This window comes from Amycolatopsis sp. WAC 01376 (assembly GCF_003947415.1).
Classification (GTDB): Bacteria; Actinomycetota; Actinomycetes; order Mycobacteriales; family Pseudonocardiaceae; genus Amycolatopsis.
The window spans coordinates 186,097-211,035 of the sequence record NZ_QHKL01000009.1; the positions used below are offsets into that span (position 1 = coordinate 186,097).

General features: G+C 68.5%; 24 protein-coding genes. 11 read left to right on the forward strand and 13 right to left on the reverse strand.

Annotated features, from left to right (window positions below):
* Nucleotides 1-14 precede the first annotated feature (14 nt).
* Entirely contained in the window at nt 15-527 is a 513-nt protein-coding gene (locus DMH03_RS36320; protein ID WP_233611808.1) for a hypothetical protein, read from the forward strand.
* Here the strand turns inward: DMH03_RS36320 and DMH03_RS36325 are convergent.
* The 8 genes from DMH03_RS36325 to DMH03_RS36360 form a co-directional block, all read right to left on the reverse strand.
* The gene (locus DMH03_RS36325; RefSeq protein WP_125796529.1) at nt 505-918 is read right to left on the reverse strand and encodes a hypothetical protein; all 414 of its coding nucleotides are present in this window, start codon (nt 916-918) and stop codon (nt 505-507) included. The genes DMH03_RS36320 and DMH03_RS36325 overlap by 23 nt on opposite strands.
* 4 nt (nt 919-922) lie before the next feature.
* Nucleotides 923-1,555: a response regulator transcription factor gene (locus tag DMH03_RS36330; protein WP_125789036.1), complete on the reverse strand. Its 633-nt coding sequence runs from the start codon at nt 1,553-1,555 to the stop codon at nt 923-925.
* A 130-nt stretch (nt 1,556-1,685) separates the two neighbouring features.
* Nucleotides 1,686-2,333, reverse strand: a complete 648-nt coding sequence (locus DMH03_RS36335) for a response regulator transcription factor (RefSeq protein ID WP_125796530.1) — start codon at nt 2,331-2,333, stop codon at nt 1,686-1,688.
* A 434-nt stretch (nt 2,334-2,767) separates the two neighbouring features.
* Nucleotides 2,768-3,604 (reverse strand): NAD(P)H-binding protein, encoded by an 837-nt coding sequence (locus tag DMH03_RS36340; protein ID WP_125796531.1) that lies wholly within the window; start codon nt 3,602-3,604, stop codon nt 2,768-2,770.
* Nucleotides 3,605-3,617: 13 nt separating this feature from the next.
* A complete protein-coding gene (locus DMH03_RS36345; protein WP_125796532.1) occupies nt 3,618-4,976 on the reverse strand; it encodes an MDR family MFS transporter in 1,359 nt (452 codons plus the stop codon).
* 246 nt (nt 4,977-5,222) lie between these two features.
* Nucleotides 5,223-5,762: a GtrA family protein gene (locus tag DMH03_RS36350; RefSeq protein ID WP_125789040.1), complete on the reverse strand. Its 540-nt coding sequence runs from the start codon at nt 5,760-5,762 to the stop codon at nt 5,223-5,225.
* Nucleotides 5,763-6,062: 300 nt separating this feature from the next.
* Nucleotides 6,063-6,563: a GtrA family protein gene (locus tag DMH03_RS36355; RefSeq protein ID WP_125796533.1), complete on the reverse strand. Its 501-nt coding sequence runs from the start codon at nt 6,561-6,563 to the stop codon at nt 6,063-6,065.
* Nucleotides 6,564-6,573: 10 nt separating this feature from the next.
* Nucleotides 6,574-8,811, reverse strand: coding sequence for a sigma-70 family RNA polymerase sigma factor (locus tag DMH03_RS36360; RefSeq protein ID WP_125796534.1), 2,238 nt, complete (start codon nt 8,809-8,811; stop codon nt 6,574-6,576).
* A 256-nt stretch (nt 8,812-9,067) separates the two neighbouring features.
* On the opposite strand from DMH03_RS36360, the gene DMH03_RS36365 reads away from it, so the two are divergent.
* The 5 genes from DMH03_RS36365 (at nt 9,068) to purE (ending at nt 14,297) form a co-directional block, all read left to right on the forward strand.
* On the forward strand, nt 9,068-9,940 hold the full coding sequence (locus DMH03_RS36365) for a GGDEF domain-containing protein (RefSeq protein ID WP_125796535.1): 873 nt from the start codon (nt 9,068-9,070) through the stop codon (nt 9,938-9,940).
* Between the two features lie 81 nt (nt 9,941-10,021).
* Nucleotides 10,022-11,368: a glycosyltransferase 87 family protein gene (locus DMH03_RS36370; protein WP_125796536.1), complete on the forward strand. Its 1,347-nt coding sequence runs from the start codon at nt 10,022-10,024 to the stop codon at nt 11,366-11,368.
* Nucleotides 11,343-12,548, forward strand: coding sequence for a glycosyltransferase 87 family protein (locus DMH03_RS36375; RefSeq protein ID WP_125796537.1), 1,206 nt, complete (start codon nt 11,343-11,345; stop codon nt 12,546-12,548). Before DMH03_RS36370 ends, DMH03_RS36375 begins: the two co-directional genes overlap by 26 nt.
* Nucleotides 12,549-12,601: 53 nt before the next feature.
* Complete coding sequence (locus DMH03_RS36380) at nt 12,602-13,786, forward strand: 5-(carboxyamino)imidazole ribonucleotide synthase (RefSeq protein WP_125796538.1); 1,185 nt, start codon at nt 12,602-12,604, stop codon at nt 13,784-13,786.
* Nucleotides 13,787-13,799: 13 nt separating this feature from the next.
* Entirely contained in the window at nt 13,800-14,297 is a 498-nt protein-coding gene (purE, locus tag DMH03_RS36385; protein ID WP_125796539.1) for a 5-(carboxyamino)imidazole ribonucleotide mutase, read from the forward strand.
* Between the two features lie 71 nt (nt 14,298-14,368).
* Here the strand turns inward: purE and DMH03_RS36390 are convergent, their stop codons facing one another.
* Entirely contained in the window at nt 14,369-16,018 is a 1,650-nt protein-coding gene (locus DMH03_RS36390) for a class I adenylate-forming enzyme family protein (protein ID WP_125796540.1), read from the reverse strand.
* Nucleotides 16,019-16,122: 104 nt separating this feature from the next.
* Here DMH03_RS36390 and DMH03_RS36395 point away from each other — a divergent pair, with 104 nt between their 5' ends.
* Complete coding sequence (locus DMH03_RS36395; protein ID WP_199745652.1) at nt 16,123-17,295, forward strand: acyl-CoA dehydrogenase family protein; 1,173 nt, start codon at nt 16,123-16,125, stop codon at nt 17,293-17,295.
* 169 nt (nt 17,296-17,464) lie between these two features.
* Complete coding sequence (locus DMH03_RS36400) at nt 17,465-17,893, forward strand: hypothetical protein (protein WP_125789919.1); 429 nt, start codon at nt 17,465-17,467, stop codon at nt 17,891-17,893.
* On the opposite strand, the gene DMH03_RS36405 is transcribed toward DMH03_RS36400, so the two are convergent.
* Nucleotides 17,841-18,293 (reverse strand): hypothetical protein, encoded by a 453-nt coding sequence (locus DMH03_RS36405; RefSeq protein WP_125796541.1) that lies wholly within the window; start codon nt 18,291-18,293, stop codon nt 17,841-17,843. The two genes, DMH03_RS36400 and DMH03_RS36405, sit on opposite strands and share 53 nt — an antisense overlap.
* Before the next feature lie 184 nt (nt 18,294-18,477).
* On the opposite strand from DMH03_RS36405, the gene DMH03_RS36410 reads away from it, so the two are divergent.
* Entirely contained in the window at nt 18,478-18,903 is a 426-nt protein-coding gene (locus tag DMH03_RS36410) for a DoxX family protein (protein WP_125789921.1), read from the forward strand.
* Between the two features lie 64 nt (nt 18,904-18,967).
* Here DMH03_RS36410 and DMH03_RS36415 read toward each other — a convergent pair whose 3' ends face one another.
* The 3 genes from DMH03_RS36415 to DMH03_RS36425 form a co-directional block, all read right to left on the reverse strand.
* On the reverse strand, nt 18,968-19,675 hold the full coding sequence (locus DMH03_RS36415) for a TIGR03089 family protein (protein ID WP_125796542.1): 708 nt from the start codon (nt 19,673-19,675) through the stop codon (nt 18,968-18,970).
* Nucleotides 19,676-19,685: 10 nt separating this feature from the next.
* Nucleotides 19,686-21,011 carry an LCP family protein gene (locus tag DMH03_RS36420; RefSeq protein WP_199749160.1) on the reverse strand — a complete coding sequence of 442 codons (1,326 nt, stop codon included), beginning with the start codon at nt 21,009-21,011 and terminating at the stop codon, nt 19,686-19,688.
* An 89-nt stretch (nt 21,012-21,100) separates the two neighbouring features.
* Entirely contained in the window at nt 21,101-22,633 is a 1,533-nt protein-coding gene (locus DMH03_RS36425) for an LCP family protein (protein WP_125796543.1), read from the reverse strand.
* A 150-nt stretch (nt 22,634-22,783) separates the two neighbouring features.
* Here DMH03_RS36425 and rfbB point away from each other — a divergent pair, with 150 nt between their 5' ends.
* On the forward strand, nt 22,784-23,767 hold the full coding sequence (gene rfbB / locus DMH03_RS36430; RefSeq protein WP_125796544.1) for a dTDP-glucose 4,6-dehydratase: 984 nt from the start codon (nt 22,784-22,786) through the stop codon (nt 23,765-23,767).
* 4 nt (nt 23,768-23,771) lie between these two features.
* Nucleotides 23,772-24,644 carry a dTDP-4-dehydrorhamnose reductase gene (rfbD, locus tag DMH03_RS36435; protein ID WP_125796746.1) on the forward strand — a complete coding sequence of 291 codons (873 nt, stop codon included), beginning with the start codon at nt 23,772-23,774 and terminating at the stop codon, nt 24,642-24,644.
* Nucleotides 24,645-24,939: the final 295 nt, after the last annotated feature.

Genomic DNA, 24,939 nt, shown 5'->3' on the forward strand with positions numbered 1-24,939 from the left:
CCTACCGTCGGGGGGTGCGTGCGACGGCGTTCCGGTACCGCCCACCGGTGAGTCCGGTGGCCGCGGCGACCCTGGAGATCGGCAAGGTGGCGATCTCCGTGCGGTTGTCCTTCGACGGCGCGCTGTACGCGTGCCGCAAACCGCCCGGCGTGGTGGAACGGATGGAGGCCGAAGCGCTGGACCTGCTCTCGAAGGGGCTGTTCGTCAGCGGGATCGACACCCCGGTCGCGACCGTCACCGGAGCGGCGGGACACCGGTTCATCCAGGAGAGCGCGGTGTTCCAGCCGCCGGACAGCCGGCTCTACCGGGGCATGTGCGGGGTCGGCGCCAGCCGGAACGGGCTGACGTTGACCGGGATAGTCGGCTATCGCCTCGAAGTCCGCGCGGGGTGGGCCAGCCGGGCGGGTGACTGCGGCCCGCCCGGAACGGCCGCCGAATGGGCCGAACTCTTCGGCGGGCAGCTGGCGTCCATCGGCGGGGTGGTCTTGCGGCGGTCGTCGCTGCTCAGTCTCGGTACTCCGCCGTGACCGTGACGACGAAGGCCGCCCTGGCGGGCAGACCGAGGCTGACCCACAGCCCGGTCGGATCGGTCTCCCCGAGGGCCATCCGCAACGGCTGCTCGCCGACCATGAGGAACTCGGTCCCGAGCAGCGCCCGCAGCGACCGGTCGAGCAGGGTGTGCTCGTCGCGGACCTTGTCCGCCCGCGCCGTGACCAAATAGGACAGTTCGCACCGCTTCGCCCGCACGGCGCCGGTTCCCTGGCCGGCGCCGTGCAGGGCGAAAAGGAACAGATCGACGCTCGACACCCGCGTCTCGGTCTGCCAGGTGGGTTTCGGCGGATCCAGCCGGACCACCGTCCCCTCCGGCAGATGAGGCGCGATGAGCAGGCACAACGCCTCGTCGACCTGGGTGATCACGGGGTCAGATCAATCCCTCACGCAGTGCGTAGGCCACCGCGTGCGAGCGGTTCCGGAGCTGGAACCGGTTGGTCACGTCGTGCAGGATGCTCTTCACCGTGCGCTGCGAGTAGCAGAGCTGGTCGGCGATCTCCTGCGTCGAGAACCCCGACGCGACCAGTTTGAGCACCTCGGTCTCCCGGCTGCTCATGCCACCGAATTGCAGGCCGCGCGGCTGCAGGACCTGGCGTTGCAGCCGCGAGACCCGGTGCAGCAGCCTGCCGAGCAGGTCGGGCGGCAACGCGCCTTCCCCGGCCGCGGCCGCCTTGATCAGCCGGACCAGGACGTCGGCGCCCGCCTCGGAACGGCGGGCGACCGCGCAGACGCCGTGCTCGATGGCGCTGAGGATCTCGTTGTCGTCGACTTCACCCGCGACGAGCACGATGCGGGTGAACCCCTGGTGATGCAGTGCGGACAGCAGTTGCGTCATCGCCTCGTCGAGGCGGTCGGTGACCAGGAGGGCCACCATCGTCGGGTCGGCGGTCTCCCCGTCCACCAGCCAGACATCGTCACGGGAGCGGAGCGTCATGCAGACGCCGTTGTGCAAAATCGGATCGGTGGCGCGGACGACCACGGGCGTCCGGTTCGGTTCGAACATGTGATTCCCATTCCCCTCGAACGGTGCGAGGGTCCCACCCCTCACCCTGCTCACCCTGCCGGGTGAGGTGTCCCGGGCGCATGGGACTCCGGTCCCGACATTGCCCGAAAAGCCGCCCTTATTGGGGTTTTCAAATTCCCAGCCCGGCTTCGCGGGCGCGCACGATGGCTTCGGCGCGGTCGGCGACGTGGAGTTTGCTGAAGACGTTGGAAATATGGTTCCGCACGGTCTTCGGGCTGAGACACAGCGTGCTGGCGATGGCGGTGTTGCTGTGCCCGCCCGCGATGAGCGAAAGGACCTCTCGTTCGCGGACGGTCAGTTCCGGGAACACCGTGTCCGTACTCGGCTGAGTGTGATTGAAGAAGCCGAGAACCCGCGTCGCGATGTCGGGCCCGAAGATCGCTTCGCGCCTCGCGACGGCGTGAACGGCACGAATGATTTCGTCGGGTTCGGCGTCTTTGAGCAGATATCCGCGGGCTCCGGCACGCATCGCGGAGAAAACCGATTCGCTTTCGTCCGCCATCGTCAACATCAGCACCCCGACACCGGGCCGCTCGGCGACGATGTGCCGGGTCGCTTCGGCGCCGCTGATGTCGGGCAGATGCAGATCCATGACCACGACGTCGGGCGCGAGGGCGCTCGCCGCGCTGATCGCGTGCGCGCCGCTCGCGGCCTCGCCGACCACGTCGACTTGCGGCTCGTTGGCGAGCAACGTGCAGACCCCGAACCGGAACAACGGATGGTCGTCGACCACGAGCACGCGAAGGCGTTCGTTCATCTGGTTCCCCCTGTCTCCCCGACGCGGCACGTTAGCGAGAGGGCCGGACGTGGACAACGCGTGGTCCGGACAGCGGACCGCGAGAAATTAAACGCCTGATGAGTGTCGCGTATCGCCGGGGTTCGCCCAACCCATTAACCCTTTCGGCGCAGTGGTGGGTCACAAGTACGCGAAGGGAGTTGCGGGCGGGCGGTAGCAAGGGTCCCTTGCTCTCGCGCCTGCCCCCTCTTGCTCACCGCCGATGCAATGAAAGAGCCTTTCCTTGCAAAATTTGCAAGGAAAGGCTCTTTCATTGCACACGTGGGTCGTGAGGGCCTCCTTCCCTACTCTGAAGGTAGGGAAGGAGGCCTTCACGGACCCTGGGTCCCTCAAGGAGGCCTTCACGGACGCCGGAGCCAGGCGACAGCAAAGGTCCCTTGCTCCCTTTCCGCAGGTCAGGCGAAGGCGGCGGCGTGCTCGCGGGCCCAGTCGGCGAACCTCAGCGGCGCCCGGCCGAGCAGGTCGCGCACGGTGTCGAACACGATCTCCTCGTTCCCGGCGGACTGCCGTTTGAGCTCGAACATCCCGTCGACCGCGGAAGCGGGCCAGCCGTACCCGAGCATTCGGGCTCGAGAATCGGCTTCGGGCTCTTCGACGTACGTCAGCCGCCGCCCGAGCGCGTCGCCGAGGATTTCGACCTGCCGCCGCGTCGTGAGCGCTTCGCCGCCGGTGATCGGGTACGTCCTGCCCGCGTGCCCGTCGCTGGTCAGCACGGTCGCGGCGACTTCGGCGATGTCGCGGGCGTGCACCAGCGCGGACGACGGATCGCCCTCGGGGACGCGGATGACCCCGTCGCCGCGCACGGCGTGCAGCCATGCGAACCGGTTGTCCATGAAGGTGCCGGGGCGCAGGATCGTCCAGCCCGGCCCGGCCTCGCACACTGCCTGTTCGGCCTCGGCGTGCACGAGGGAGATCGGGTCGGTCTGTCCGAAGTGGACTCCGGTGGTGGAGAGTTTGACGATGTGCGCGACATCGGTGGCGGCCTTGAGCACGGTTCGTTCCTGAGTGAGCGGGTCGGAGCCGTGCCCGGAGGTCAGGACGAACACGCGGTCGATGCCGTCGAGCAGTGCCGGGTCGAAGGCGTCGAGATCGCCGGCGGCGACCTCGGCACGCGGGTCGATCCGGGCGCGGGCGGGGTCGCGTGTCAGAGCACGCACGCGGGCGTCCTTGTCCAGCAGCGCGGGAACGAGTTCACGGCCGATTTTGCCGGTGGAACCGAGTACGAGAATCATCGAAAAGACTCCTTCAGTGGTTGCGCCGCAAGGAAACGCGCGGCAGGAAGAGGGAAGCGGCGAGGCCGGCCGCCAACGCGGGGACCATCACCCAGAACACGCCGCCGAGCGCGGACGCGTATCCGGCGGGACTGTCGTCGGTGAACGCGTTCGTGAACACCGCGCCGAAAACGGTCAGCCCGGCCGTGGTGCCGAGTGAACGCAGGAAACCGACGGTCGCCGAAACGGCGCCGAGATCGGTCCGGGCGACATCCTGCTGGGCCGCCATGGAAAGCACCTGCATGTTGAGCCCGGCCGCCGCGCCGAACACGACGAGATAGGCGACGACGAGCGGCAGCGGCGTGGTTTCGTCCATTGTGGACATGGCGAGGGCGGCGGCGAGGCCGAGGGTCATGCTGAGGATCGGCGCCCAGCGATAGGCGCCGGTCTTGGCGATGATCCGGCCCGCGACCATCGACGACGCGGCGACCGCGAGGGTCATGGGCAGCAGCAGGAGCCCGGCTTCCGAAGGTCCGGCGCCGCCTGCGGCCTGCAGGAAGAGCGCCAGATAATTGACCGAACCGAGGAAGACGAACCCGGCCGCGGCACTGGCCAGGACACTCAGGCTGAACATCCTGGCGCGGAACAGCCGGAGCGGGATGACCGGTTCGGCCGCCCGGCGTTCGATGACCAGGAAGGCGACGAGCAGCACGGCGCCGATCGACGCCGAAAGCGGCGTCGCCAGGGTCAGGCCGACGATCGCGCCGGACAGCACGACGATGCCCGCGAAGTCGAACGGCGCGGTTTTGCGGCGTCGTTCCAGTCGCAGGAATCGTGCGACGATGCCGAACGCGACCAGCCCGATCGGCACGTTGATCCCGAAGATCGACCGCCATCCGGCGAGGTCGGTCAGGACGCCGCCGACGACCGGGCCCGCCAGCGAGGAGCCGGCGAAACAGATCGAGAACCAGGCGAAGTAGCGGGCGCCTTCGCGACCCGGGAACAGTTCGCCGATGATCGCGGCGACCGCGACGAACAGGCCGCCGGAGCCGATACCCTGCAGGACACGGGCGGCGATCAGCAGCGGCATCGTCGGCGCGAGCGCGCAGGCCAGGGAGCCGAGGACGAACAACGCGATCGCGACGAGCACGACGCGCTTACGGCCGAAGAGGTCACCGAGTTTTCCGTAGACGGGCGCGCTGACACTGCCCGCCAGCAGGTAGACGGTGGTGACCCAGGCGAACGAGGTCGCGCCGCCGAGTTCGCCGACCATCCGTGGCAGCGCGGTCGCGACGACCTGGGCGTCGAGCATCGCCAGGAACACGGCGGCGAAGAGCCCGACGAGGGCAAGGGTGTTTCGGGCGCGCGGAGGCGCGCCGAGAGCGGTGCTCAAGAAAAGATCCGTTCACTGGAAGAAACGAGGGAACGCGAGGGACGCGGGGCACTGCTCGAAAGCAGCCCCGGATCCCCGCCAAGACGGGAAAAGGCTCAACCGTCATCCGAACCGGATGCGGTCCTCTTCGCGCTTGGCGATCACCCCGAATTCGTCCCGCTCGACCGTACGAACCCGGCCGGCGTCATCAGTGAAGGAACGTTGACATGGATGACCCTAGACAATCACATGTCGTTTGACAAGTACTTAGCGGAGAGGGACGACGTCGTCGTCCGGCTCGTCGCTGTCCCGGCGGCGTTTGCCCAGCTCATCCGGGAAGACCCACTTCTTGAAGCCCCAGAAGCGGAAGAACATCGCCAGGAGCATGCCGATGATCGACCCGCTCGTGAAGTCGGCGAACTCCTGGACGAACCGCGTCACATGCGGCACTTCGAGGTCGAAGATGTAGCGCGACGTGTAGAGCGGGATTAGGTTGACCACCACGGCGATCCCGCTGATCACGAAGAAGAGCGCCGCCTCGTGATGCCGCTCGCGGCCGCCGCGGGTCCGGAAGGACCACTCGCGGTTCAGGATGTACGAGACGATCGTCGCGACGATGATCGCGATCGCCTTCGCCGTGGTCGGCTTCGACTCCAGCACGGTGAGTTTCAGCAGGTACCAGACGCCGTTGTCGACGAGGAACGTCGTGCCGCCCACGATCGCGAACTTCAACAGCTCACGGTGCTTGATCAGCACGGATCGGAACGGCTCGGGCGTCCTCGAAAGGACGGATTCGACCACGGTCACCGGATCAGTCTAATTCGCTTCGCCCGTCGAATGGGCTGGGAGGGGATGGGCAGTGCGTTATATGACGCTTTGGGCGGTTCGGGGAACGGCAAGGCAAAGGTGGCGTGGTCGGTGCCGGGGTCGTGAGTGGCGGCTGCTTCAGTGCTTCCGATGGGGCCGCCGTCGAGCCCTTATGTCGTGAAGGGCCCCTTTGAGACCTTCACCGTCTCAAAGGGGCCCTTCACGACATCCCCAGCCTTTGTCGTTCAGGCGCCCTGACCTGCGGAAAGGGAGCAAGGGACCTTTGCTATCGCGTGACGGTCAGGCAGCGGAGTCGTCGGGAATGTCGGAAATCTCCGGCCCGCCGCCCCGCAGCAGCCGCGGCCGCGCGCCGGCCTCCGGGAAGACCCACTTCTTGAACGACCACCAGCGGAACGCCGTGCCGAGCAGGGTCCCGATGAGCACGCCGCTGACGAAGTCGGCGATCTCCTGGGTCAGCAGCCCGACGTGCGGCTGCTCCAGGTCGAACACGTACCGCGAAACCAGCTGCGGAAGCGCGTTGAGGCCGAGCGCGATCGCGCTGATCAGGAAGAAGAGCGCCGCTTCGTGGGCTCGCTCACGCCCGCCGCGGGTGCGAAAGGACCATTCACGGTTCGCGACGTACGAAAAAACGGTCGCCACCAGCACGCCGATGATCAGCGCGGTCACCGGTTTGTCGGTCAGCACGGTGAACTTCAGGCCGTAGGTGATCGTCATCGTGATGACGAAACTCGCGCCCCCGACCAAGACGAATCGCAGCAATTCGCGATGCTTCCCCCGCATGCGCGCGACGCTACTGGAAAATACGGTCGACCACTCCGTTGGGTCGAGTGGACGGCTTCGTCTTGTCCGGCCGCGGTGGCGCGCTCGTGGTCGTGGTCGGCTCCGCGGGGGCGGGCTGTTGCTTCGCAGGCTCTGAAGGCGTTGCTGACGGCGAAGGCTTCTTCGACGGAGAAGGCCACCCTGGCCGCCCCGGCTTCGTCGTCTCAGGCGTGCCCGAGGGCTTCGAAGTGACCGAAGGCAGCGAAGGCACCGTAGTCGGCGGAAGCAGCGCGTTGTCGTCGCACCAGTGGTGCCAGCAGCCGAAGTAGACCGCGACCGGCTTCGCCTTGGCGACGCCGAGGGTGGCGTTCACCATCACCGGGACGTTCTCCGCCGGGCGGCCCTTCAATCGGACCAGCAGCCCCACCTCACGGCCCGGGGCCAGCGAGCCGCGCGAAGTGCACGACGCGCCTTCGCCGGTCGGGGTGCAGCGGATGCCGTACGCGCTCCAGGAGTTGAGCACGCGGTGGTCGATGGTGATCGTGACCGGCTTCGTCGTCTTGCCGGTGTTCTTCACCCGGATCTTCATCAGCGGATGGTGGTTCCACGGGAACGCCGACAGCCCGTCGCCCTCGGCACTCAGGTCGACGCCGTCCGGCGGGGCGGGCACCTTGACCTTCACCGCGACCGACACCTTGATCTGCGCGCCCGCCGTCACCGAACCGGTCACCACGCTGCCGTCCACGGCCGTTTCGTCCGCGAGCAGCCGGAACGTCAGCACCGCGGACTGTCCGGGTTCGAGACCGGTACCGGTCCGGCAGGTCACCGTGCCGGTGCCGCCGGGGCAGCTGACCGCGATCGGAGCGGGCGCCTGCTGCCGGAAGCCGGTGACGCCCATCGCGCCGCCGCCGGCGGCGGGAACGGCCCGCACACCCTTCGGCAGGTTCAGCGAGACCGCCACGGGCTCGGACTTCGATCCGCCGTCGTTGCGCACGGTGATCGGCAGGTTGGCTTCTTCACCGGGCTGGAGCTGGACACCGCCGGCCGGGGTCGACGCCGTCATCACCGGAGGCGCCGGAATCACCGGCGAGGGCGCGGGCGGCTCGGCGGGTGCCGGGGTCGGCGCCGGGGGTGTGGCCGAAGGCGCCGGAGGCGGCACGGGCTGCGCGGGCGGCACGGGCTGCTGTGCAGGCGGGACGGCCGGGGGCACCACGGGCGGGGCCCCGGGGGTGGGGGCGGGTGCGACGACGGCGGGTGGCGGGACGGCCGCGGCGGCCGGGATCTCCTGCGTGCCGCCACCGGCGGCGAGCGCCACCGCGACCGCGGCGACGATGGCCACGCTCGATCCGGCCACTCCGGCGAACTGGCGCGGTCCGGCCGCGGCCGCACCGGCGGCCCCGCCCGAACTCGAACCCGCGGCGGCGGCCGTCGCGGCCGCGGTGACCGCGCCCGCCTTGCCCGCGCCGGTCGTCGCCAGGTAACCGAGAGCCGCGCCACCGAGCACGATCGGCGCGATGATCCCGCGCAGACCGGTGTTGACGTCGGCCAGTTCCGCGGCCAGCGCGCGGCAGTTCTCGCATTCGTCCAGGTGGCTCTCCACCTGGGCACGTTCGCGTTTGGACAACCCGTCGCGGGTCCACGCGCCGAGCTTGTCCGCGCTCGCGCGGCACCGTTCGGCGGAGTTCTCGGCCAGGTGGACCTGCAGATAAGCCTGCCGCAGACCTTCACGCGCGCGGTAGGCGAGCGCGGAGACACCATTCGCGGTCAGCCCCAGCAGCGGCGCGACCTCGGCGGGCGTCTGCCCCTCGATCTCGGTGTGCCACAGCACCGCCTGCCACCGCTCGGGCAGCCGGGCGAACGCCTTCGCGGCGAGCGTGCGCTCGAGCCCGGCGACGGCGGTGTCGGAGAAGGGGACCGTCAGCGCTTCGCCGACGGCGCCGCCGACGTCGGACATGTCCTCGTTCAGGTCGACGCGCTTGTCCTTGCGCGTCTTGTCGTAGGCGGTGTGCCTGAGCGCGGTCAGCAGGTACGCGCGGAACGCGGCGTCGGGGCCTTTGCCGACGCGCAGCGTGTCCAGCACCTTCGCGAAGGCTTCCGAAACGAGGTCGTCGGCCTCGGAACTGGAGCGGGCGAGCTGGCGGGCGAGATTGTGCGCCGCGCCGGCGTGGCGCTCGTACAGGGTTCCGTAGGACGCGATCTTCCCGTCACGCACCTCGGCGATCAGCTCGGCGTCACTCCTACCGGAGAGATCGGCGGGAACGGTGGACACGGGGCTCCTTCATCTGCTGGTTCGGCGGTCTACTGTCTTAAACGCCCGAACCCGCTCAGTGTGACGGACTGGGCGACGCACGTCACCTCGCGGCCCCGTCGATGACCCGGAGAGCGCAACACCTTCACCCGCACCGGGTTACCGAAGAGTTCGGAAAGATCCTTGGAAAACGCCGTCACGCGCGGCGTGGACCGGCGTCCCCACCGTGAAGCGATCGCAAGATCGAAAAGATCGGAACGGAAAGGGGCGGTGGGCAGTGGACGTACCGGCCACCGGTGCGCCGTCCGGGGGATCCGACGGGCAAACCGCCTGGAACCGGTTCGAACGAGATCGCACGCTCCGCGCACTGCGGGCCCGCTGGCGCACGGCCAGCCTGGCCGCGGGCTGGCGTTTCCCCAGTGACTGGGGCCTCCCCGAGGTCGACGCCGTCTGCGCGGCGGTGATCAAGAACGGCCGGGTCGCTCCCGCCGAGGTGGCGGAGACCGCCCTCGCGGGGCTGGGCCGGGCACGGGCCGCCGCGGGTGCCGGGCTGGCCGAAACGCTCGCGGACCTCGCGGCGTTGCACGCCGTGCTCGCCGATCCGGACGCGGTCGACGGCTTCCTCGAACCGGATGTCGACTCCACACCCTCCCGGCTGCTCCGGGTGACGGCGCTGGCGTGGGCGGACGTCGCGACCGACCAGCTCGTGAACACCGAGGTCACCGAACCGCTCACCGGGCTGCCCACGGCCGCGTACCTGAGGACCCGGTTGAGCGAGCTGTACCGCCAGGCCCGTCGTGACGAACGGCCGGTCGCGGAGGCGCACACGCTGCTCGTGGTGTCGATGGACTTCAGCTCGGTCGCGGGCTGGCCCCGGCTGACCGGGATGATCCTGGTCGCGGACGCCTTGAAGCAGGTGTTCGACGGCGGGGAGAGCGTCGCCTCGATCGGGCCGTCCGTCGCGGGCGTGCTCGTCCCGAAGGACGTGCGGCTCGCTTCGTCCGGCGTCGCGCTGCGAAGGGCACTCAACGAGCGGCTTTCGGTGGACGCCCAGCTGCGGGACACCGGCCGCCCGCAGATCTCGGCCGTCCGGCTCCCGGCGACCTACGATCTGGCGTGCGATCTCCTCGGTAGTCTCGCGCGCTCCTGACGCGGGGTAGCGTAAGACGTTCTCCAGGTCACGGCCGACCCTGTCGACCAGGCACGACCCGGTTCATGATTTCCTGTTTGCGTGACCCGGACTGTTCCCGCCGACGCCAACGGCGACGTTTCGGCGAGCCGCCCGCAGCATCGTCTCTCGCTGCGGAAGTCGCTCGCCCGCTTGTCCGTCCGGCCGAGATCGATTCTGATCCTGTCGGTGATCCCGCTGGTCGCCATCGGTTTCGGTATCTGGGGCTGGCAGCACGAATGGGTGCTGGGCGTGGACAGCGCGGTCTACCGCGCCGGCGCCGAGACGCTGTTGAACGGCGACCCGCTGTACGACGCGAACACGCTTCCGGTGGAACCGTGGTGGGCGTTGTTGCCGTTCACCTACCCGCCGACCGCCGCGCTGCTGTTCATCCCGCTCGCGCTGGTCCCGACGCAGGTCGCCTGGGGGCTCCTGACCGCGGTCTCGCTGCTCGCGCTGGCGCTGTGCGTCCGGATCGCCATCGGCGCGCTGCCGAAGCCCTCGACCGACGGCCCCCGCTGGTGGGCATCGCCCGCCCGCTCGACGATCGCGTTCTTCCTGGTCTTCCTCGGCCTCGAGCCGGTGTGGCGCACGATCTTCCTCGGCCAGATCAACATCATCCTGATGGCGCTGGTCATGCTCGACATCCTCGTCATCGGGGCGAGGGGCAGCCGCTGGGGCGGCGTGCTCGTCGGCGTCGCGGCCGCGGTCAAGCTCACCCCGATCGTGTTCCTGGGGCATCTCTTCATCACCGGCCGCCGGATGGACGCCATCCGCGGGCTCATCACCTTCGTCGTGATGCAGGGCCTGATGTTCCTGATCATCCCGCACGACGCGGCCCGGTACTGGACCTACACGCTGCCCGACACCGGCCGCATCGGCCCGGTGCACTGGGCGGGCAACCAGTCGCTGAACGCGCTGATGAACCGCTTCACCGAGCTCGCGCCCTGGGCGTCGAAAGCGGCGATGGGGATCGGCGCGCTGCTCGCGATCCCCGCGATCTGGCTCGTGCTGCGCTTCCACCGCAAGGGCCAGGCGCTCGCGGCGATGCTCGTGACGGCGTTCTGGATCTTGCTGATCTCGCCGATCTCCTGGACGCATCACTGGGTGTGGGTGGCGCCGCTGGTCGTCCTGCTGGTCTCGCGGCTGCCGAAGACCACGCCCGCCACCGCGTGGAAACGCTGGCTAGGCACCTTCGCGGTGTTCTTCGTCTTCATCAGCTGTGTCCTGCTGATCTTGCCGAACGGCCGGAATGTCGAGCTGCACTGGAAGGTGTGGCAGAACATCCTCGGCAGCGCGTACATCTTCATGCCGCTCGTGCTGGCGCTCGCGCTCGCCGGGCGCTGGTGGTATCTGCGGCGGAAGCGGAGCGACGACGACAAGCATGCTGAAGTCACGGCCGGCGGCTGACCCGCGGGTCGTCGGGGCCACGCTGGCGGGTGTGCTCGCACTGGCGATGCTCGCGCTGGGCGTCGTCGCCTGGCTGGGGAAATGGCACCTCGGCGCGGACAGCGCCGTCTACCGCGCCGGTGCCCTCACGCTGCTGAAGGGTGAACCGCTCTACACCCGCGAGGCGCTGACGACGCTGCCGCCGTGGGTGCTGCTGCCGTTCACCTACACCCCGGCCGCCGCGCCGCTGTTCCTGCCGCTCGCGATCGTCCCCGCCGGGCTGACCTGGGGCGTCGTGGGCGCGCTCTCCCTGGTCTGCCTGAGCGTCGTGATCTCCGTGGTCGCCCGCGCCTGCGGTGCCCCCATCACCCGGTGGTGGGTGCTGCCGCTGGCCACGGCGGGCGCGCTGGCCCTGGAGCCGGTCTGGAAGACGATCTTCCTCGGGCAGATCAACCTCATCCTGATGGCGTTGATCGTCCTCGACGTCCTGGTGCTTTCGGCCCGCGGTTCGCGCTGGGCCGGGGTGCTGATCGGGATCTCGGCCGCGATCAAGCTGACGCCGTTGATCTTCGTGCCGCATCTGCTGTTCACCGGCCGCTGGAAGGACGCGCTGCGGGCGCTCGGCACGTTCGTCGCGCTCGAAGCCGTGATGTTCGCGGTGATCCCCGGCGACGCCGTCCGGTTCTGGACGGAGTCGGCGACCGACCCCAGCCGGGTCGGCTCCGTGCACTGGATCTTCAACCAGTCACTCAACGGACTGGTGAACCGCGCCTCGGAACTCGCGCCGTGGTCGCTGACCGTGGCCATCGCGATCGCCGCCGTCCTCGCCGTACCCGCCGTCTGGCTGGTCGTGCGCCTGCATCGCCGCGGCGATCCCGTCGGCGCGCTGCTGGTGACCGCGTTCTACGGGCTGTTGCTCTCGCCGGTCTCCTGGTCACACCACTGGGTGTGGACGGTGCCGCTGCTCGTCCTGCTCGTCGTCCGCCGATCGTGGGTTCCGGCCGCGGGTGTCGCGGTGCTGTTCGCGAGCGGGGTGATCATGTTCGTGCCCAACGGCGGGGACACCGAGTTCGGCTGGGGCATGGGCTGGTCGCTGCTCGGCAACGTCTACGTCCTCACCGCTGCGATCGCCATCACAGGCCTGGCCGCACGGGAACTGCGACGCGGGTCCGCCCAGGTCGTGGCCGTGGCGGCCAAGTAATCTGCTCCTCGCAGTATGGAATGTGGCCTCAGCGGAAAAGAGAACTTCGGCCAGTGGACAAACGAACCGGTCTTCCGATCGTGGGCATGGTTGGCGGCGGACAGCTGGCCAGGATGACCCACCAGGCGGCGATCTCCCTCGGCCAGTCCCTGCGCGTGCTGGCCGCCGGGGAGAACGAATCCGCCGGCCTCGTCGCGGGTGAGGTCGTGCACGGGCACCACACCGACCTCGAAGCGCTGCGCTCGTTCGCCGCCGGGGTCGACGTGCTGACCTTCGACCACGAGCACGTTCCCGGCGAGCACCTGCTGACGCTCGCGATGGAAGGCGTCACCATCCGGCCCGATCCGGCCGCGTTGTCGATGGCGCAGAACAAGCTCGTCATGCGCGAGATGATGGCCGGACTCGAGATCCCCGGCCCCGCGTTCGCCGAAGTGTCCTCTGTGGACGACGTGATCACCTTCGGCGACAAGCACTCCTGGCCGGTGGTGCTCAAAGCGGCGCAGGGCGGCTACGACGGCCGCGGCGTCTGGATGCTCGACACCGCACAGCACGCCCGCGAGACCGTGCCCGAACTGCTCGACGCCGGAACCCCGCTGCTGGTCGAGGAAAAGGTCGTCATGCGGCGCGAACTGTCCGCGCTCGTCGCCCGGTCGCCGTTCGGGCAGGGTGCGGCGTGGCCGGTGGTGGAAACCGTGCAGTCCGGCGGAATCAACACCGAGGTACTCGCGCCGGCGCCGGGGCTGGGCGTCCAGCGCACACAGGAGGCGCAGGACCTGGCGCTGCGGATCGCCGCGACGCTGAACGTGACCGGGCTGCTCGCTGTCGAGCTCTTCGAGACCGACGAAGGCCTGCTGGTCAACGAACTCGCCATGCGCCCGCACAACTCCGGACACTGGACCCAGGACGGCTCGAAGACGTCGCAGTTCGAGCAGCACCTGCGTGCCGTGCTCGACTATCCGCTCGGCGTGACCGACCTGATCGCCCCGGCCTGCGTGATGGCGAACGTCCTCGGCGCCCCCGAGGCGCCCGAGATGGGGCCGGACGAACGGCTGCACCACCTGTTCGCGCGGTACCCGGACATCCGTGTCCACCTGTACGGCAAGGGCGAGCGTCCCGGCCGCAAACTCGGCCACGTCAACCTCGTCGGCGACCGCATGGAGGAGCTGCGCGACCGCGCGCTGCTCGCCGCGCACTGGCTTTCCCACGCCGTCTGGCTCGACGGCTACGAAATTCACTAGGGAGTAATCGGATATGGCGCCGCAGGTTGGCCTGATCATGGGCAGCGACTCGGACTGGCCGACGATGGAAGCGGCCGGGCAGGCGCTGGCCGAGTTCGGCGTCGAATACGAGGTCGGCGTCTACTCGGCGCACCGCACCCCGCAGCGGATGCTCGACTACGCGACGTCGGCCGCTTCGCGCGGTGTGCGCGTGATCATCGCGGGTGCCGGTGGGGCCGCGCACCTGCCGGGCATGGTCGCGTCGGCGACGGTGCTGCCGGTGATCGGTGTGCCGGTGCCGCTGAAGTACCTCGACGGCATGGACTCGCTGCTCTCGATCGTCCAGATGCCCGCCGGTGTCCCGGTCGCGACGGTCTCCGTCGGCGGCGCACGCAACGCGGGGCTGCTCGCGGTGCGCATCCTCGCCGCGTCCGATGAGGCGCTTCAGGCGAAGATGGCGCGGTTCCAGGCGGATCTGGAACAGCTGGTGCTCGACAAGGACGCCGCACTGCGTAAACGCGTCGAAGGCTGACCGCGTTTCGTCCTCTGAATGCGGTGGTTCGCACTGCCAACTACCGCATTCAGAGGACGAAACGCGTGGCGTCACTCGGCGAGTTGCTTCCGCAGCTCTCGTTTGAGCACCTTCCCGGCGGCCGAAACCGGGATCTGGTCGACGAAGTGGATCGCGCGCAGCCGCTTGTAGGGCAGGACGCGAGCGCCGACGGCTTCCATGAGCTGCTCGGCGGTGACGTTTTCGTCGCTGCGCACCACGAACGCGACCGGCAGCTCGCCGACCTCGGTGTCCGGTTTGCCGACGACGGCCGCCGCGGAGACGCCGGGCAGGGTGATCAGCAGCTCTTCGAGTTCGCGCGGGAAGACGTTGTATCCCTTGTACAGCAGCATGTCCTTCTTGCGATCCACAATGGACAGGTAGCCGTCCTCGTCGAGGATGCCGATGTCGCCGGTGTGCAGCCAGCCGTCGACGAGCGCGGCCGCGGTCTCCTCGGGGCGGTTGCGATAGCCGGTCATCACCTGCGGACCGCGCAGGCACACCTCGCCGCTTTCCCCGGCGGGCAACGAATCTTCGCCGCCTTCGGCCGGGACGATCTTGATCTCGGTGTCGGGTAGCGGAAGGCCGACCGAGCCGACCTTGCGGGTGGCGGAGCGATACGACGGCGCGATGACGGCGCCCATGGTGACCTCGGTGAGGCCGTAGCCCTCGGTGATGATCACCCCGGGGAAGCGATTCTGCAGCGCGCGGATCATCTCGTGGTTCATCGGCGCCGCACCGGAACCGATGGTCAGTACCGAAGACAGGTCGGCCGTGTGAAAATCGGGGCAGGCGAGCAAAGCGGCGAACAGCGCGGGCGCCCCGCCGATGGTGGTGACCCGCAGCAGCTCGGCGTCGGCCACGTACGCGGCCGGGTCGAAGCGGTCGTGCAGGACGACGGTGCCGCCGTCGAGCAGCGGGACGTTGAGCGCGGCGATGGTGCCCATGGCGTGGAACCACGGCGTCAGGTTGAGGGCGATCCCGGTGCCGATCCGGGACGGCCACTCGTCCGGACCGCCGAGCTGGTCGACGATCACTTCTCCCGAGCCGTCGACGGCGGGGACCGCGCCCAGCCGCCAGCAGGAACTCTGCAGGCTGTTGACCACGACGTTCCGGTGCGGCAGGCAGACGCCCTTCGAGCGTCCGGTGGTGCCGCCCGTGTACGCCAGATGGGCGAGGTCGCGGTGGATGTCGATCTCGACGTCCGGCCGCTCGTCGGAGTGACCGGCGTAGAACCGCGTGAACTCGACTTCGTTCTCGCTCACTTCCTCGGGCGGGTGAACGATGATGCTCAGCCGGACCGCCGTCCGGTCACGGACCGCGGCGAGCACGCGTGCGACCGGGCCGACGGTGACGGCGGCGACCGCTCCGGCGTCGGCCAGCTGGAAGGCGAGGTCCTCGGGCGGCAGCAGCGGGTTCGCCGGGCTGAATGTGGCACCCGCGAGCAGCGTGCCGTAATACGCGATCGGGTACGCCAGGCAGTTCGGCAGGTGAAGGGCCACGACGTCCCCGCGGCCGATGCCCTCCGCGCGCAGGGCGTTCGCGAACCGGCAGGCCGCGCTGTACGTCTCGGCGAAGGTGAGGCTCTGGTCTCCGTGGGCGAAGGCGGTTCGGGAGCCCCATCGAGCAGCGGCGCCGGCCAGCACCGAGCCGACCGGGACCTCGGGATATTCGAGCGACCGGGGGAGCGGAGTGAGCTGCATCACTCGAACGTACGGACTTTGCGGTCAAAGACACAAGCGCTCGCGATGTCGCACAATGTGAACGAGCGCTAACATCGGTCGAACTCTCATACGCGTTAGAAGAGGTGACGAAGGTGTCTGACGGCCCGGGTCTTTACCAGCTTGCCGAGGAGCACGAAGAGCTGCGGGCCGCGGTCCGTGCCTTGGCGGAGAAGGAAATCGAGCCGTACGCGGCCGAGGTCGACGAGGACGAGCGCTACCCGATCGAGGCGTACAACGCCCTGGTCAAGTCGGGTTTCAACGCCGTCCACATCGACGAGGCCTACGACGGCCAGGGTGCGGACGCCATCGCGGCCTGCATCGTGATCGAAGAGGTCGCGCGTGTCGACGCGTCGGCGTCGCTGATCCCGGCGGTGAACAAGCTGGGCACGGTGCCGATCATCCTTTCGGCGTCGGAAGACCTCAAGAAGCTGGTGCTGCCCTCGATCGCCTCCGGCGAGGCGTCGGCGTCGTACGCGCTTTCGGAGCGCGAAGCCGGCTCGGACACCGCGTCGATGCGCACCCGCGCGAAGCTCGACGGTGACCACTGGGTGCTCAACGGCACCAAGTGCTGGATCACCAACGCGGGTGAATCGTCCTGGTACACCGTGATGGCGGTGACCGACCCCGAGGCCGAGAAGAAGGCCAACGGCATCTCCGCGTTCGTCGTGCACAAGGACGACCCCGGCTTCACCGTCGGCTCGAAGGAGCGGAAGCTCGGCATCAAGGGCTCGCCGACCCGCGAGATCCACTTCGAGAACTGCACCATCCCGGCCGACCGCATCATCGGCGAGCCCGGCACCGGCCTGAAGACCGCGCTGCGCACCCTCGACCACACCCGCCCGACCATCGGCGCGCAGGCGCTGGGCATCGCGCAGGGCGCACTCGACGCGTCGATCGCGTACGTCAAGGAGCGCAAGCAGTTCGGCAAGTCGATCTCGGAGTTCCAGGGCGTCCAGTTCATGCTGGCCGACATGGGCATCAAGATCGAAGCCGCCCGGAACCTCGTCTACGCCTCCGCCGCGGCGACCGAACGCGGCGACAAGCGCGGCGGCTACATGGCCGCGGCCGCGAAGGCGTACGCGTCGGACATCGCGATGTCGGTGACGACGGACGCAGTGCAGCTCTTCGGAGGCGCGGGCTACACCCGTGACTTCCCGGTCGAGCGCATGATGCGCGACGCGAAGATTACGCAGATCTACGAAGGCACCAACCAGATCCAGCGCATGGTCATGGCGCGCGCCCTGCTCAAGGGCTGATTTCTCAAGTACATGAAGGCCCCCTTCCTTGCGCCTGACGCAAGGAAGGGGGCCTTCATGTACTTCCAGGCTCGCATTCAGGTGACGAAATGCGCAGGTGAGATCGCCCCTCGGTGAGATGCTTCACGGAAGTACGGCGATCATGGCCGCACGGTGTCACTCTCGAAGGATGTTCTGGTTCGCTCCGGTGTCGTGGACACCGCACGACGAGGCCGAGCTGATCGCCGGCTGGCGGTTGTGGCTCGAACTCGGGGATCGCACGTGGCCGTCGGCCGCGTGGGACGGGACGGCGGCCGACGTCGTCAAGCCGCTGCGTGAGCTGGTCGCGGCCTGCGACGACATCGAGACGGGGTACCGCGAGGCCGTCGACGAGCCGTCGGAGGAGTTCATCCGGATCATCCAGTTCCTCGTGTGGACCGTGAGCACGGTGATCGAACTGTGGGCCGACGACGAGGTCCCGCTCGACGCCGAGCGGATAGCGTTGCTGCACGCCGATCTGGCCGGGTTCGCCGAGCAGGCTGAGCGGGTGCTCGAGGTGTTGGCCGTCAGTGGGGGCTGGACGGGTCTTGCCGCGGAGCATCGGCGGACGGATCGCTGAGCGATTCCGGTTTCTCGACCCACGCGAACCGCGAGCCCGCGAGGTGCTCGGTCAACGGGCGGTCCAGCGAGAGCAGGCTCACCGGGGTGCCGTACGGGTCCTCGCCGGGCACGATCTCGTAGCCGGTCTCGAACACCGACTCTTCCTTCTCGTCGGACTCGACGTCGTGCCGCGTGACATCGTTGTCGATCGACCACGTGCCCCCGAGGGTGCGATGGAACTTCAAGACCAGGTCACCCGGCGTCGACCAAGTGAAGCGCGACACCGCGAACTCGGTGCTCCAGCTCGCCCAGTAGAGCCATCCGGAGCCGTCGCGGCGGAACACCAGGTCGACGGTTTCGACGCTGCCCGGATGCAGGATCTCGTCCGACCACCGGCCGGTCAGCCGTTCGTCCGTCACGGTGGGGATTCTGCCGTACGGGGGAGATAACATCCGCGACCTTCCACAGAGGACATGCCGCCGACCGGGTCCGCTTCCTGTCGGGTACCTGTCGATCACGCTCCGGAGGTGCCATCGGAGGCGCCCGGTGCCCTACCGTGATCCGGGTAAGTTGAATATTCACCGACCAGAAAGCTGATACCCGATGTTCGCTCGTTTCAAGGATGTCGCCCTCCTGCTCGGCCGGATCGGTGTCGGTGTGGTCTTCCTCGCACACGGCCTGCAGAAGTGGGAAAACGGGATCGACGGCACCGCGAAGTTCTTCGAGCAGACCGGAATCCCGCTGCCGACGCTCGCGGCGATCTTCGCGATCGCGGTGGAGATCGTGGGCGCGATCTTGTTCATCGTCGGTTTCCTGACGCCGCTGGTCGGCCTCGGCTTCGTCGTGGTCTCCGTCGGCGCCCTGCTTTCGGTGCACCTCGACAACGGCCTCACCGGCCAGGGCGGTTACGAACTCGTCCTCGTCCTGGCGGTCGCCGGGCTCGCGCTCGGCTTCAACGCCGGCAAGCTGTCGCTCGACCACGTGCTCTTCGGACGCAAGCGTGAGGCGAAGCAGCTCCAGGACGCCTGACCCCGGTTGCTATGAAAGGTCCTTTCCTTGCAAAATTTGCAAGGAAAGGACCTTTCATAGCGCGTCAGGAGGGGAGATCCGCGGTCGTCCGCTCGGCTTCGCGCCGGGAAGCGAGTTTGGCCGGATCCGCGTCGGTGACCTGGACCAGATGCGCGCCGGCCGCGAGCGGCGTCAGGAATCCCGACAGAATCCCTTCCTCGCCGGTCCACTCCACAGTGGACAGAACGCGGTCCGCCGCGGACAAGCCCGCCGCCGAAGCGCGGGAACGAGCTTCGGCGAGAACCTCGTCCACAGTGGACGAACCCAGCGCGGGAGTGTCGCCGGGCACGGGGAACAGCGGGCTGAACTGGTCACCCGAAAGCCTGGCTTCGGTCACGTAGTCCACCGCCCCGTCGGGTACGGAACCGGCGGGCAGCCCGAGGCCCATCGGGTGCAGCGAGACGACGGCCGTCGCGTCCGCGTCGGAAGCGCCGCCCGGCGCGACGAACGCCACCCGCGCGCCCGCGGTCTCCGTCACCACCCTGGCGCCGCACCACCAGGCGCCCAGCAGGACACCGGCGGTCTGCCAATGCGACGGCAGCACGACGGCGACCTCGTCTCCCGGTTCGACGTCGAACTCGTCGACCAGCCAGTTCGCCGTTTTGGCGGCCCAGTTCACCGTGGTCGCCACGGACAGTTCGACCCGGCTGCCCTGCTTGTCGTCGTAGTGCGTGATCAGCGGTTTCGCGGGCGACCCGAGCAGGGGCCGCAGCAGCAGTTCGGTGAGGCTCACGCCCCCAACGCTAGTTCACGCAGGGAACGCTCGACGCGGCGAGCAGCGGAGCCGCACCGGGGGCCCCGCCACCACCGCCCCGGCCCACCAGGCCGGACACGAAGGTCCGCACGGCGGCGGGGTCGATCTCGACGATGCTCTGGCCGTCCGCGCTGCGGCCGTTGATGTTCACCACCGGGATGGTCGTGAACGTCAGGTCGCCGGACGCGATCCCCTTCGCCTGCTGCGCGAACTCCAGCAGGTCCAGGCCTTCGTCCAGGACGATCGACCGGCGCACGACGTCCATCAGTCCCGCCATCGTCGACGGGCTGGTCAGCGTGCCTGCCGAGAGCACCTGGTTCAGCGCCGAGGACAGGAACGTCTGCTGCCGCACGATGCGGTCGAGATCGCCGCGCGGCAGGTTCTTCCGCTGCCGCACGAACGAAAGCGCCTCGCCGCCCGACACGGTCTGTTCGCCGCGCCGGAAGTCCGCGCCGGAGTCCTTGTCCTCGGTCGAGTGGTTCAGGCAGACCTTGACGCCGCCCAGCGCCTCGGTCAGCAGGTAGAACCCGAGCAGGTTGACCTCGGCGTAGTGGTCGATGCGGATCTTCGTCAGGTCCTGAACGGTCTGGACCAGCGCCTTGCGGCCTTCCTGATCGGAATCGCGTTCGAGTTTCGCCTGATCGCCTTCGCCGCGATGCGCGTTCGCGTAGTTGGCCTTCGCGGTGCCATACGCCGAGTTGATCTTGCCGAGGCCACGGCCGGGGATGTCGGTCCAGGTGTCGCGCGGGATCGAGACACCGGACGGCTTCCCGCCGTTCTTCGGGATGCGCAGGATGATGATGGTGTCGGTGTTGACGCCCGGCTTCTCCTCGGTGCGCAGTTCCTTGAGCACCCTGAGCGGCAGCGGATTGCCCTGCGCGTCGGTCCGGGCGTCGCTGCCGACGAGGAGAATGTCGTTGGCCCCGTCGTCGGCGGGCGGTGCGGCGGGATCGTCGGCCTTGCTCAGTGCGTTCGTCGTGGGGACGTTGTTCTGCAACTGGTCCTTGGTGACGTACGCGTAACCCGTCGTGCCGAGGGCGAGCAGCGACACGAGGCCGAGCGCGATCCGGCGGGTGATCCGGCCGGCGCGGCGCAGCGGGCGCTCGGGTACGGCGAGCACACCCGAGACCGGTTCGTCTTCGTCTTCGGCCGGGGCGGACGGCTGCGGGAGCGGCGGATTCCGAGGGTACGGCGTCGGAATGAACCGAGGCTTCTCGTCACTCTCGGTGTCCGATTTGGTGTCCTCTTCGGACTTCGGCTCTTCGTTGTCCAACTGCTCAGAACGTTCGTTGACGCCCTTGTCCTCGTCGCCCATCCCTGTTCACCTCCCCTGGCGCTGCCGCTTGTCCGATCGTAGGAGAAGGCTAAGCCACCGTGAGGTCGGCCACGCTCAGTACCCGGACATTAATTGACGCAGGGCACATTGCCCGCGACGATCGGCGTCGTGGTGGGCGCCGCCGGAGCGCTGGCGGGCGGCTGAGCCGGCTTCGAGGGAGTCGACGTCTTCGACGGGGCGGTGGTCGGGGTCGCGCCCTTGAAGTCCTTGCCGAGCAGCACCCGCACCTTGCCGGGCGCGACGTCGCGGTCCGCTTCGGCCGCCACCGCGGTGTCGAAGACCTGCCTGATCAGGGCCAGCGCGGCTTCGTCGCCCGGCGCGTGCCGGATCACCGTCGAGTTGCGGGTGCTGAGCTTGGTGTCGGGCGCGAGTTTGAAACCCTTGCCCTGCAAGAGGTTCCGGGTCTCGGTGGCCATCGTGGGGGAGCCGGATCCGTCGAAGAGTTCGACGGTCACCGCTTCCGCGCCCGGCAGGGTGGGCTGAGTCGAGGTCGGTGCCGTCTCGCCGTCGGCGGTGAGGCGGCTGATTTCGGCCTGCACCTGCGCCGGGTCCACCCGGAGCACGGCGGCGCCGCCGATGGTCGCGTCGCCCTGCGTCGGGATCGTGTGGAACTCGACGTTGCCGCTGGTCAGCCCTCGCATCTGCGCGGCGAACTCCGGCAGATCCCAGCCGGCCGAAAGCACGACCGACTTCTTCACCGCTTCGATCAGGTCCGCGATCTTCGCCGGGTTGATCAGGACGTCGGACGAGAGCACCTTGTTCGCCAGCCCCGACAGGAAGGCCTGCTGCCGCGCGATCCGGTCGAGGTCGCCGTTCTGCAGGTCGTAGCGCTGGCGGACGAACGCGAGCGCCTGGACGCCTTCGACGGTCGACTTCCCGGCGGGCAGGTCCACACCGGACTTCTTCTCCTTGACCGCGTTGTTGAGGCAGACCTCGACGCCGCCGATCGCCTTGGTGATCTCGTAGAAGCTCGACAGGTTCACCTCGGCGTACCGGTCGATCATCTTCGGCTTGCCGATGAACTTCTCCAGCGTCGCGATCAGGTTCTTGCGACCGGCGTCCTTGGCCTTGGCGTCGACGTCCTTGAGATCGGAGTTGCCCTGCTGCTGCAGCGTCTTCGACGTGTCGTTGTAGGCGTACACGTACGCGCTGTTGAGTTTGTGCTTGCCGAAACCGCCGGTGATCTCGACCCACGAGTCGCGGGGGAAGGAGATCGCGACCGCCTTCTTACCGTTCTGGGGGATGTGCACCAGGATCATCGTGTCGGTCTGGCGCTCGCCGTCGGAAACACCGGCGTGCAGCATGTCGAGGACCTCGCGCGGCAGCGGGTTTCCTTGCGCGTCGGTGCGGCTGTCCTGGCCGACGAGCAGGATGTCGATCGCGCCGTCCAGCGGTTTCGCGGGCGGGTGACCGTTGTCCTCGAAGATGTTCGTGGTCGCGAAGCCCTTCGACGGGTCGCCGATGAATTGCCAGCCCCACCAGGTCAGCGCCAGGATCGTGATCGAGACCAGGCTGAACACGACCTTCACCCCACGGCGGGCGAACACCACGACACCGCCGCCACGGCGCGCCGGAATGGGTGGCCCGGGCCACTCGGTCACGTGCGGTCCTCCACGAATCTCCCCAGGGCACCCGCGTGCCTCGCCGGCAACTCTACTGATCCTCGTGTTAGACGTCCGTAGGCTGGTGAAAGGTTGCCCCGGTCGTGACACACTCGGCCGGTCAGGAAGTCGTCAAGGGAGGATCGCGGCATGCGAGTGCTGGTCACCGGGGGTGCCGGGTTCATCGGTTCGCATTACGTCCGGCAGGTGCTGACAGGGGCGTACCCGAGCCTGGCCGACGCCGAGCTGATCGTGCTCGACAAGCTGACCTACGCGGGCAACGAAGCGAACCTGGAGCCGGTGCGCGAGAACCCGCGCTACCGGTTCGAAAAGGGTGACATCTGCGACGCCGCCCTGGTCAGCGAGCTGATGCGGGGCATCGACCTGGTCGTCCACTTCGCCGCCGAGTCCCATGTGGACCGTTCGATCGCCGGCGCGGCCGACTTCGTGCTGACCAACGTGGTCGGCACGCAGACCCTGTTGCAGGCCGCGCTCGAGGCCGAGGTCGGGAAGTTCGTCCACGTGTCCACCGACGAGGTGTACGGCTCGATCGACGAAGGATCCTGGGACGAAGACCGCGCGCTGGAGCCGAATTCGCCGTACTCGGCGTCGAAGGCGTCCTCCGATCTGCTGGCACGTTCCTTCTTCCGTACGCACGGATTACCTGTCTGTGTCACGAGGTGCTCGAACAACTACGGTCCGTACCAATTCCCGGAGAAGGTCATCCCGCTCTTCGTGACCAATCTGCTCGACGGCAAGAAGGTCCCGCTTTACGGCGACGGGCTCAACGTCCGTGACTGGCTGCACGTGGACGATCACTGCCGCGGCATCCAGCTCGTCGCCGACGGCGGCAGGCCGGGCGAGGTCTACAACATCGGCGGTGGCACGGAACTGACGAACCGCGAGCTGACCGAGCGGCTGCTGACCGCGGTCGGCGCCGGCTGGGAGAGCGTCGAGCCGGTCGAGGACCGCAAGGGACACGATCGCCGGTACTCCGTCGACATCACCAAGATCTCGCGGGAGCTCGGTTACGTGCCGCGGAAGTCCTTTGAGGACGGTCTGGCCGACACGGTCGCGTGGTACGGCGGAAACCGAGCGTGGTGGGAGCCGCTGAAGAACCGTGCGGGAGAGTGACGACGTGCTGAGCATTCTCGTACCGGGCGGATCCGGCCAGCTGGGGCAGGACATCGCGGCGCTGGCGGCGGACGCTTCGACGCCGTCGTCATCTGAGTTGAACGTGTGCGACACCGGGCAGGTCGTCGCCGCGGTGACCGAACTGGCAGGCCGGGCGCGGGCGGCCGGGAAGTCGCCGGTGGTGATCAACGCGGCCGCCTACACCGCGGTGGACGCGGCGGAGACCGATGAGGCGCGGGCGTTCGCGGTGAACGCCGACGGCCCCCGGGTGCTCGCCGCGGTGTGCTCGTCGCGCGGAGTGCCGCTCATCCACGTGTCCACGGACTACGTGTTCGCCGGTGACGCGACTTCGCCGTACGAGACCGGTGATCTGCTGGGGCCGCTCAACGCCTACGGCCGGACGAAGGCGGCGGGCGAGGACGCGGTTCTCGGGTCGGGCGCCCGGTCCTGGATCGTGCGGACGTCCTGGGTGTACGGCAAGACCGGGGCGAACTTCGTGAAGACCATGGCGCGCCTGGAAAAGGAACGCGACGAACTGTCCGTAGTGGACGATCAGACCGGTTCGCCGACCTGGTCCCGCGATCTCGCGGCCGGACTGCTGGAACTGGCCGGTCGCGTCGCCGCCGGCGACGGGCCTTCTCAGCGGGTCCTGCACTGCACGGGTGGCGGGTCGACGACGTGGTGCGGATTCGCGCGCGCGATCTTCGCGGAACTCGGCGCGGACCCGGCGCGGGTGAAGCCCTGCACGACGGCGGAGTTTCCGCGTCCCGCGGCGCGTCCGGTGTATGGGGTGCTGTCGAACGCTTCGTGGCGCGAGGCCGGTCTCACGCCGCTTCGGGACTGGTCTGACGCGCTTCGGGCCTACTTCGCCTCCTGACGCCGCTTCGCCTCTGATCACGTGAGTTACGTCTGCGATCACGCGAGTTACGTCTCCAATCACGCGAGTTGCGCGGCCAAGCACGCGAGTTCGCCCTCCCCGCATGGACGGGCACGTGTGCGGATGGGGATCACGCGTGATCAGACGGCGAACTCACGTGATTGAGGAGCGAACACGCGTGATTGAAGGCGTAACTCACGTGATTGGGGGCGGAACACGAGACCAGGTCGCTAGCAGTGCTAGGAAAGCTAGCGATACTAAAGGTCCCTTGCTTCGCTCTGGAGTGACGCGTGGG